Annotated in this window: 9 protein-coding genes; 7 read left to right on the top strand and 2 right to left on the bottom strand. The window is 73.7% G+C overall.

Annotation, left to right across the window (positions count from 1 at the left end; all coding sequences use genetic code 11):
* The 3 genes from dacB to tilS form a co-directional block, all read left to right on the top strand.
* The coding region (dacB, locus tag E1165_RS25950; protein WP_132394354.1) for a D-alanyl-D-alanine carboxypeptidase/D-alanyl-D-alanine-endopeptidase at window positions 1–1,387 on the top strand (1,387 nt) is incomplete at its 5' end.
* A gap of 170 nt (window positions 1,388–1,557) precedes the next feature.
* Window positions 1,558–2,625 carry a zinc-dependent metalloprotease gene (locus tag E1165_RS25945; protein WP_132394353.1) on the top strand — a complete coding sequence of 356 codons (1,068 nt, stop codon included), beginning with the start codon at window positions 1,558–1,560 and terminating at the stop codon, window positions 2,623–2,625.
* A 10-nt stretch (window positions 2,626–2,635) separates the two neighbouring features.
* The gene (gene tilS, locus E1165_RS25940; RefSeq protein ID WP_132394352.1) at window positions 2,636–3,625 is read left to right on the top strand and encodes a tRNA lysidine(34) synthetase TilS; all 990 of its coding nucleotides are present in this window, start codon (window positions 2,636–2,638) and stop codon (window positions 3,623–3,625) included.
* Window positions 3,626–3,654: 29 nt separating this feature from the next.
* Here tilS and E1165_RS25935 read toward each other — a convergent pair whose 3' ends face one another.
* The gene (locus tag E1165_RS25935) at window positions 3,655–4,620 is read right to left on the bottom strand and encodes a GlxA family transcriptional regulator (protein ID WP_132394351.1); all 966 of its coding nucleotides are present in this window, start codon (window positions 4,618–4,620) and stop codon (window positions 3,655–3,657) included.
* A gap of 42 nt (window positions 4,621–4,662) precedes the next feature.
* Here E1165_RS25935 and E1165_RS25930 point away from each other — a divergent pair, with 42 nt between their 5' ends.
* The 4 genes from E1165_RS25930 to folE all read left to right on the top strand — a co-directional run bounded on the left by E1165_RS25930 (window position 4,663) and on the right by folE (window position 8,748).
* On the top strand, window positions 4,663–4,917 hold the full coding sequence (locus E1165_RS25930) for a hypothetical protein (RefSeq protein ID WP_132394350.1): 255 nt from the start codon (window positions 4,663–4,665) through the stop codon (window positions 4,915–4,917).
* A gap of 91 nt (window positions 4,918–5,008) precedes the next feature.
* The gene (hpt, locus tag E1165_RS25925) at window positions 5,009–5,584 is read left to right on the top strand and encodes a hypoxanthine phosphoribosyltransferase (protein WP_132394349.1); all 576 of its coding nucleotides are present in this window, start codon (window positions 5,009–5,011) and stop codon (window positions 5,582–5,584) included.
* 456 nt (window positions 5,585–6,040) lie between these two features.
* Window positions 6,041–8,047 (top strand): ATP-dependent zinc metalloprotease FtsH, encoded by a 2,007-nt coding sequence (gene ftsH, locus E1165_RS25920; protein WP_132394348.1) that lies wholly within the window; start codon window positions 6,041–6,043, stop codon window positions 8,045–8,047.
* Between the two features lie 35 nt (window positions 8,048–8,082).
* Window positions 8,083–8,748 carry a GTP cyclohydrolase I FolE gene (gene folE / locus E1165_RS25915; protein ID WP_132394347.1) on the top strand — a complete coding sequence of 222 codons (666 nt, stop codon included), beginning with the start codon at window positions 8,083–8,085 and terminating at the stop codon, window positions 8,746–8,748.
* A 9-nt stretch (window positions 8,749–8,757) separates the two neighbouring features.
* Here folE and E1165_RS25910 read toward each other — a convergent pair whose 3' ends face one another.
* Window positions 8,758–9,438: a hypothetical protein gene (locus tag E1165_RS25910; RefSeq protein ID WP_132394355.1), complete on the bottom strand. Its 681-nt coding sequence runs from the start codon at window positions 9,436–9,438 to the stop codon at window positions 8,758–8,760.
* Window positions 9,439–9,470 lie beyond the last annotated feature (32 nt).

Here is a 9,470-nt window from a genome sequence, read left to right as displayed (position 1 = left end):
GGCCGGGGGCGTCGTGGTGCTCCGCCCCGGCCCGGTCGCGGGGTGGCTCGGTGACGCGGCCCCCGCCCCGACGGTCGCCCCGACATCCGAGCCGGACCCGTCGCCGGTGCTCGCCGGCCCGGACGCCAACGCCCCGCAGCCCACCCCCGACGGGGTACGCGCCGCGATCGACCCGCTGCTCGGGCAGGCCGCGCTCGGCAGCCGGGTCAACGTGTCGGTGGTCGACGTGACCACCGGCCAGTCCCTCTACGCCAGGGGCGGCGACGAGGGCACCGTGCCCGCCTCGGTGACCAAGCTGGTCACCGGGGTGACCGTGCTGGCGGCCCGTGGTCCCGGCCACCGGATCCCCACCCGGGCGGTCGCCGGGGCCACCCCCGGCGAGGTGGTCCTCGTCGGCGGCGGCGACCCCACCCTGGCGGTCGACGGCGACGGCTTCTACCCCGGCGCGGCCCGCCTCGACACCCTGGCCGAGCAGGTGAGGCAGGCGCTCGGCGGGGCCGCCCCGACCAAGGTCACGGTGGACGCCACGCTCTTCCCCGGGCCGGTGCACGGCCCCGGCTGGGACGCCGACATCCCGACCGGCGGGTACGGCGGGTCGATCACCGCGCTGATGACCGACGGGGCGCGGCGCGACCCGGCGGTCGCCCGGCGGACCTTCGACGACACGAACGGTGCGGCGGCACGCTTCGCCGAGCCGGACCTCGCCGCCGGGCGCGCGTTCGCCCGGTTGCTCGGGCTCGGCGACGACGTCCGGGTCGGCAGGGGGAAGGCGCCGGCGGCGGCCGGCGAATCCGCCGGTGCCGCCCCGGCACCCGGCACCGAGCTGGGCAGGGTCGAGTCGCTGCCGATGATCCGCCTGGTCGACATCATGATCAGCGACAGCGACAACGTGGTCGCCGAGGCGCTGGCCCGGCAGGTGGCGCTGGCCCGCGGCCAGCCGGCCTCGTTCGCCGGTGGGGCGGCGGCGATGGACGCGGTGGTCGCCGAGCTGGGGCTGCCGGCCGACGAGATCAGCCTCGCCGACGCCAGCGGCCTGTCCCGGACGAACCGGATCAGCCCCTCCCTGCTGACCGACCTGATCGCTCTCGCCGGCAACGGCCGGCGTCCCGAGCTCGCCGCGATCTTCGGGGGCCTGCCGGTCGCCGCCTGGTCCGGCACCCTCGACGGCCGGTACCGGGTGGCGGCGACGAAGGCCGGGGCCGGTGCGGTGCGGGCCAAGACCGGCACCCTGACCGGCGTGCACTCCATCGCCGGGCTGGTCACCACCGCCGAGGGCCGGCTGCTCAGCTTCGCTGTGCTCACCGACCGGGCGGTCGGCGACACGGACAGCACCCGGCAGGCCCTCGACCGCATCACCGGCGCCCTGGCGGGTTGCGGCTGCCGCTGATCCCTCCAGCCGGCGTCGGCCCGGCCGAGGTGCCGCGCCGCGCGGTCGGCCCCAGGCACGGGTCGCGAGCGCTACCAGACCTGAGTACGGATGTGGCTCGTCCGGCGGTGGGCGGCCGGCGCGGCTCGTGGCCCCCGCCAGGGGTGTTCCGGCGCGGGTACGGTGGGTGCATGGCGCAGTTCGTGGACTGGGATCTGGCCGCCGCGACCGCGGGGGCGCTGGGCAAGTCGGGCCCGCGCGTGTCGTACGCGGAAGCCGCCGAGGCGGTCGGCGACCTGCGGCGGCTCACCGACGAGGCGGCCGGGCACGTCGCGGACTACACCGGGCTGCGCTCGCAGGTGTCCCACCCGCCGGTGCGCGTGGTGGATCGGCGTGACTGGGCGTCGACCAACATCGCCGGGCTGCGTGAGGTGATCACCCCCCTGGTCAGCCGGCTCTCCGGTGACAAGCAGCCCGGCCCGCTCACCGAGGCGGTCGGCTCCCGGGTCACCGGGGTGCAGGCCGGCACCGTGCTGGCGTACCTCTCCGGCCGGGTCCTCGGCCAGTACGAGGTCTTCTCCGCCGACCCCGGGCAGTTGCTGCTGGTCGCGCCCAACATCGTCGAGGTCGAGCGGAAGCTGGCGGCCGACCGGCGCGACTTCCGGCTCTGGGTCTGCCTGCACGAGGTCACCCACCGCACCCAGTTCACCGCCGTGCCGTGGATGCGCGCGTACTTCCTGGGCGAGGTGCAGGCGTTCGTGGACGCCTCGCAGGGTGGAGAGCACCTGCTGGAGCGGCTGCGCCGCGGCGTGAGCACCCTCTCCGACGCGGTGAAGGACCCGGAGAGCCGCGCCAGCGTCCTCGACATCGTGCAGACCCCGGCGCAGCGGGCCGTGCTGGACCGGCTCACCGCCCTGATGACCCTGCTGGAGGGGCACGCCGAGTTCGTCATGGACGGCGTCGGCCCGCAGGTCATCCCCAGCGTCGAGCAGATCCGGGCGGCGTTCAACCGTCGTCGGGAGGCGGGCAACCCGCTGGAGAAGGTGATCCGCCGGCTGCTGGGCGTGGACGTCAAGATGCGCCAGTACGCCGAGGGCCGCACGTTCGTGCACGGGGTGGTCGACCGGGTCGGCATGGCCGGCTTCAACAGGGTCTTCGGCTCCCCGCTGACCCTGCCCCGCCTCGACGAACTGGGCGACCCGGACGCCTGGGTGGCCCGGGTGCACGGGCCGGCGGGCGCCACTCCTACCGTCGGCTGAGCGTACGGCCGTGGCCGTCCTCGCCCCGCCGGTCGCCGCGGTCCGGGCCGTGGTCCGCCGCGCGCTGACCGGCCTGCCCGGCGACGGGCCGGTCCTGGTCGCCTGCTCGGGCGGGGCCGACTCCCTCGCTCTCGCAGCCGCCGTCGCCTTCGTCGCGCCCCGGGCGGGCCGCCCCGCCGGTTTGATCACCGTCGACCACGGGTTGCAGGCCGGTTCGGCCGGGCGCGCCGCCGCCGTGGCCCGCTGGGCGGTCGGGGTGGGGCTCGACCCGGTGGAGGCGGTCGCGGTGACCGTGGCCGGGCGGCCGGGCGGTCCCGAGGCGGCTGCCCGCGATGCCCGCTACCAGGCGTTGGCCGCCGCCGCCCGACGGCACGGGGCCGCCGCGCTGCTGCTCGGGCACACCCGCGACGACCAGGCCGAGACGGTGCTGCTGGCGCTGGCCCGGGGCGCCGGGCCGCGCGGTCTGGCCGGCATGCCGCCGTGCCGTGACCTTGACGGCGTGCCGCTGCTGCGTCCGCTGCTCGACGTCACCCGGGAGCAGACCCGCTCGGCGTGCGCCGCTCTGGGGTTGACGCCGTGGGAGGACCCGCACAACGCCGACCCGTCGTACGCCCGCGCCCGGGTCCGCGCCGACGTGCTGCCGGTGCTGGTCGGCGCGCTCGGTGAGGCGGTGCTGGACAACCTGGCCCGCACCGCCCGGCTGGTCGCCGCCGACACCGCCGCCCTGGACGAGTTGGCCGCCGTCGCGCTCACCGAGGCGCGGTCCGGGGCGGGGGATGGGCTCTCCACCGGCGCGCTGGCCGCGCTGCCCGCGGCGGTACGTACCCGGGTGTTGCACGCCTGGGCGCGGGAGCTGGGCGCGTCGCCCGCCGCGCTCTCCCACCGGCACGTCGCCGCGCTGGACGCCCTGGTCACCGACTGGCACGGGCAGGGCGCGACGGCGTTGCCGGGCGGGCTGCGGGTGGCCCGCCGGGACGGTCGCCTGCGACCCGTCGACTGATCCGGGTCGGCCCGCGCCGCCAGCCGGCGTCAGACGGCGGGTTCGAGGCGGTCGCGGAAGGTGGTGCGGTAGGCCTGGGGTGTGGTGCCGACGCGGCGGGCGAAGTGGTGTCGCAGGGCGGCGGCGTCGCCGAAGCCGGCCCGGTCGGCGACCTCGTCCACGGTCAGCCGGGTCTCCTCCAGCAGCCGCCGGGCCAGCAACACCCGCTGGTTGGTGAGCCAGTCGTGCGGCGTCGTCCCGGTTTCCGCCCGGAACCGGCGCGCGAAGGTGCGCGGCGACATGCCGGCCCGCCCGGCCAGCTCGTCCACCGTGGCGGGCCGGTCCAGGTGCTCGATCAGCCAGCGCAGCACCGGCTCCAGCGTGGGCGCCTCGGGGGTGGCCGGGATCGGCGTCTCGACGTACTGAGACTGTCCGCCGTCGCGGTGCGGTGGGACGACCATCCGCCGGGCCAGCCGGGTGGCGGTGGCCGAGCCGTGCTCCTGACGTACGAGGTGCAGGCAGGCGTCGATGCCGGCGGCGGTGCCGGCGCTGGTGAGCACCGGACCGTCCGCGACGTAGAGCGAGTTGCACCGGACCCGGGCCAGCGGGTGGCGGGCCTGCAACTCGTCGACGTACCGCCAGTGGGTGGTGCACTCCCGGCCGTCGAGCAGCCCGGCGGCTCCGAGCACGAACGCTCCCGAGCACACGCTGAGCAGGTACGCCCCGCGCGCGGCGGCCCGGCGCAGCGCGTCCAGCACGTGCGGCGGGATCTCGCCGCCCTGGGCGTGGGCGGGGACGGCGACTAGGTCGGCGTCGTCGACCGGGGCGAGATCGGCGTGCGGGGTGAGACCGAAGCCGGAGGAGGTGCGGACGGGGCCGCCGTCGGCGGTGCAGACGGAGAACCGGTAGCCGGGGAACCCGTCGGCGGTGCGGTCGGTGCCGAAGACCTCGGCGAGCACGCCGAGTTCGAAGGGGGCGACCTGGTCGAGGGCGACGACGGCGACCGAACGGAGCATGTGACGAGGGTAACCCCATCGGTGGCAGAAAATCGAGGTGCGGTGGCATTCCTGCCACTGTTCGGCCCTGATGCCCTGGCGGAGACTGGTATCAGTCCGGTGCGCACCGGCGGCGAGAACATCCGAGACCACGCGAAAGCGAGCGCCGCCATGGAGTTTCTGCTGCTTGTGCTCTTTCTTGTCGCCCTGGCCGCCGCCTCGGCGGCCGGCCTCACGGCCGACACCCGCGACTCGGCCGACTGGAAACCGACCGACCAGGGCCGCCGTTGGCGCTCCCGGGTCCGTTGGGGTGATTAATCCGGATTGCCGAAAAAGTTGGGGACGGGGCCACTCCCGGAGGGGCGGCCCCGTCGACGGAGACCAGTCGCCATGGGGCAGGCTAGGAGCCATGGCTGACGGCTCCTGGTACGACGCCGACATCGATCACGTGATCATCTCCGAGGCGCAGATCCGCGAGAAGACCGCGGAACTGGCCAAGCAGGTCTCGGCGGACTACGCCGGCGTCGAGGACGGACTCCTGCTCGTCTGCGTGCTCAAGGGCGCGGTCATGTTCATGGCCGACTTCGCCCGGGCGCTGGGCCGGCACGGCCCGCCGGCCGAGCTGGAGTTCATGGCCGTCTCCTCGTACGGCCAGGGCGCCACCTCCTCCGGCGTGGTCCGCATCCTGAAGGACCTGGACCGGGACATCGCCGGCCGGCACGTGGTCGTGGTGGAGGACATCGTCGACTCCGGGCTCACCCTCTCCTGGCTGCTGCGTTATCTGGAGTCACGGTCGGCGGCCAGCGTCGAGGTGGTCGCCCTGTTCCGCAAGCCGGAGGCGGTGAAGGTCACCGTGCCGGTGAAGTACGTCGGCTTCGACATCCCGACCGAGTTCGTGGTCGGCTACGGCCTCGACTTCGGCGAGCGGTACCGGGAGCTGCCCTACGTCGGCGTGCTCAAGCCCGAGGTCTACGCCCGGGCCTGAAGCTCGGCCCGGCCGCGCTCACCGGCCGGACTGTCCTCACCGGCCCGGCCGCCGGCCGACTCCCCCCGCCCGGTCCGGGTCGGCCCGGTCCGGGCGGCTGTCTGGCAGACGTTCAGCGGGCTCTCAGTCAGTCCGACTACGGTAGGTTGCGGTGATGTGGGGGCGACTCCGCGTCCGGCCCCTCGACCCGCGTGACCGGGCGGACGGATGGGCCGGTCCGGAGCTTCCCGTCACGCCGGCTGAAACCTCGGTTCGCCCTCCGCGTAAGTGCTGGGCTCACAAGCTCACATCTGGCACGAACGGTGTACGGTCGAATGACCGCGGCGCGGCAGTTCGCGCGGCGCGGGGTCGAGGCCGGCCCGCACGGCGGCCCGGCGCCGCCGACGGCGGCGACACCATTCAGACGGTCAGGACGTCGATCAGGAGGATGCGGGCGTCTCGGCGCCCGACAACAGTATGGAACGTACGCGTTTCTTCCGCCGACCGGTGGTCTGGATCATCCTGGTCATCCTCGGCGCCGTTGTGCTCAGTCAGCTGTTCACCGCTGGTCCCAGCTACCACCGGGTGGACACTTCCGTTGCGCTCGACCAGCTCCACACCGCCAAGATCAACAAGGTCGTCTTCCAGGACAAGGAGCAGACGCTCCGGCTCGACCTGGCCCAGAAGACCAAGTTCGGCGACACCACCACCGACCGGATCGAGGCCCAGTTCCCGTACGAGGTCGGCGGCGAGGTCTGGAACGAGGTCCTCGAAGCCAAGGCGGCCAACCGGGTCACCGGCCCGGCCGACGCCGAGGTGTCGTCGGACAGCATCTGGGTGAGCCTGCTGGTCAACCTGCTCCCGATCGCCCTGCTGGTGCTCCTGCTGATCTTCTTCATGTCGCAGATGCAGGGCGGCGGCTCCCGGGTGCTCAACTTCGGCAAGTCCAAGGCCAAGATGATCACCAAGGACACGCCGAAGACCACCTTCGCCGACGTGGCCGGGGCCGAGGAGGCCGTCGAGGAGCTGCACGAGATCAAGGACTTCCTGCAGAACCCGGCGAAGTACCAGGCCCTGGGTGCCAAGATCCCGAAGGGCGTGCTGCTGTTCGGCCCGCCCGGCACCGGTAAGACGCTGCTGGCCCGCGCGGTCGCCGGCGAGGCCGGGGTGCCGTTCTACTCGATCTCCGGCTCCGACTTCGTCGAGATGTTCGTCGGTGTCGGCGCCAGCCGGGTCCGCGACCTCTTCGAGCAGGCCAAGGCGAACGCTCCGGCGATCGTCTTCGTCGACGAGATCGACGCGGTCGGCCGGCACCGCGGAGCCGGCATGGGCGGCGGTCACGACGAACGCGAGCAGACCCTCAACCAGTTGCTGGTCGAGATGGACGGCTTCGACACCAAGGGCGGCGTCATCCTGATCGCCGCCACCAACCGGCCGGACATCCTCGACCCGGCGCTGCTGCGCCCCGGTCGTTTCGACCGGCAGATCCCGGTGGACGCCCCCGACATGGAGGGCCGCAAGGCGATCCTGCGGGTGCACGCCAAGGGCAAGCCGTTCGCCCCCGACGTCGACCTCGACTCGGTGGCGCGCCGTACCCCGGGCTTCAGCGGCGCCGACCTGGCCAACGTGATCAACGAGGCCGCGCTGCTCACCGCCCGTAAGGAACAGCGGGCGATCAGCAACGACTCGCTGGAGGAGTCGATCGACCGGGTGATCGCCGGCCCGCAGCGCCGGACCCGGGTGATGAGCGACCAGGAGAAGAAGATCACCGCGTACCACGAGGGTGGGCACGCGCTGGTCGCCTGGGCGCTGCCGCACGCCGCGCCGGTGCACAAGGTGACGATCCTGTCCCGGGGCCGCTCGCTCGGGCACACCCTGGTCCTGCCGACCGAGGACAAGTACACCCAGACCCGCGCCGAGATGATCGACACCCTGGCGTACGCGCTGGGCGGTCGCGCCGCCGAGGAGCTGGTCTTCCACGAGCCGACCACCGGCGCCGGCAACGACATCGAGAAGGCCACCCAGCTGGCCCGCGCGATGATCACCCAGTACGGCATGAGCTCCAAGCTCGGCGCGATCAAGTACGGCACCAGCGGCGACGAGCCGTTCCTCGGCCGCAACATGGGCCACGAACGGGACTACTCCGACGCGGTGGCCGCCGAGATCGACGGCGAGATGCGCGCCCTGATCGAGCTGGCCCACGACGAGGCCTGGGAGATCCTGGTGGAGTACCGGGACGTGCTCGACAACATGGTTCTGGAGCTGATGGAGAAGGAAACCCTCTCCACCGCCGACATGGCCCGCATCTGCGCCCGGGTGGTCAAGCGCCCGCCGATGGCTCCGTACAACGGCTTCGGCAAGCGTCAGCCCTCCACCGAGCCGCCGGTCCTCACCCCCGGCGAGAAGGAGAAGCTCAAGGCGCAGGCCCAGGCCGACGGCGCGTCCGTCGGCGGCGGCTCGAACAACTCGGACGGTACGCACTGAACAGCGACGCCGCGGCCAGTCCCGACTTCTCGGGGCTGGCCGCCTCGTCCACCGAACCCGACGGTGACGAGGCGCTCGACTACGTCGCCGCCCGGCTGATCAGCGGCAGGCTCACCGGCCGCCGCGTCGAGGACACCATGGACCTCGGCCGCATCGAGAAGGCGGTCCGGGAGATCCTCATCGCCGTCGGGGAGGACCCCGACCGTGACGGACTCCGGCAGACGCCGGCCCGGGTCGCCCGGGCGTACGCCGAACTCTTCGCCGGCCTACGGGTCGACCCGGCCCAGGTGCTCAGCACCACCTTCGAGGCCAACCACGAGGAACTCGTGCTCGTCCGGGACATCGACGTGATGAGCCTCTGCGAGCACCACCTGCTGCCGTTCCGTGGCAGCGCCCACATCGGCTACATCCCCGGCCCGGACGGCCGGATCACCGGCCTGTCCAAGCTGGCCCGGCTGGTGGAGGTCTTCGCCCGCCGCCCGCAGGTGCAGGAGCGGCTCACCTCACAGATCGCCGACCTGCTGATGAGCAAGCTGGCGCCGCGCGGCGTCGTCGTCGTGCTCGAGTGTGAACACATGTGCATGGCGATGCGCGGCATCCAGAAAAGCGGTGCGAAGACCATCACCTCCGCGGTGCGGGGCACCCTCCAGCACGACGCCAAGTCGCGGGCCGAGGCGATGGCTCTCATCATCCCCCGCTGATTCCGGCGATCAGCCACCCAGCATCGCCAGCATGATCCCGGCGGTGACCGCCACCGCCGGCACCAGACAGGTCAACGCCCCCAGCCGTGGCGTGCGGTCCAACCGCTCGCCGGCGCCGGCAGGGAAGACCCGCCCCACCGCGACCCACCCGACGGCGAACGCCACCGCCGGCATCGGCACCCCGACGACCAGCGCCGCGATGCTCACCGCGCCCGTCCCCGCCGCCGCGAAGAACATTAGCTGCGCCAGCGGCACCAGCAGGGCCAGCGGCCCGTACACCAGCAGGTTGCGCAGCCGTGGCGACCACGCCGACGGACGGAGCGGCCCCCGCGCCGCCAGCGTCGCGTCGGCGGCGTCCGCCCAGCCCCGGGCCACCCGCAGCGCCGCCAGCACCGCCGCCGGGCCACCCACCATCGACCGGGCCGCCTCGGTCAGCTCCGGCGGCGTCGGGGTGAGCGAGATCGGCGGTACGCCCGACTCACGCAGCCTGGCCTGCTGCGGCGCCAACCGGGCGTGCACCCGGACCAACTCCTCGCGGGCCGCCTCCACGGCCCGGGCCTGCTCCACCGCGGCCGTGGCCGCCGCGCGGCGTACTCCGTCGAGCTGGCGGGCGGCGGCCAGGTACTCCGTCCACGGATCCGTGACCGCCCCGACCGGCTCGTCACCGACGCGTTGCCGTACCGCCGGCAACCGAGCCACCTCGTCGACGCCCACCCCCGCTC

Source organism: Micromonospora sp. KC723, assembly GCF_004348595.1.
Classification (GTDB): Bacteria; Actinomycetota; Actinomycetes; order Mycobacteriales; family Micromonosporaceae; genus Micromonospora.
Note: the sequence above shows the minus strand (reverse complement) of the source record. Positions and strands in the feature narration are given on the sequence as shown.

Excerpts from the sequence above, each read along its gene's own strand:
- E1165_RS25945 (WP_132394353.1), top strand. The coding sequence starts at position 1,558 with ATGGCGCAGTTCGTGGACTGGGATCTGGCCGCCGCGACCGCGGGGGCG.
- E1165_RS25935 (WP_132394351.1), bottom strand. The coding sequence starts at position 4,620 with ATGCTCCGTTCGGTCGCCGTCGTCGCCCTCGACCAGGTCGCCCCCTTC.
- hpt (WP_132394349.1), top strand. The coding sequence starts at position 5,009 with ATGGCTGACGGCTCCTGGTACGACGCCGACATCGATCACGTGATCATC.
- ftsH (WP_132394348.1), top strand. The coding sequence starts at position 6,041 with ATGGAACGTACGCGTTTCTTCCGCCGACCGGTGGTCTGGATCATCCTG.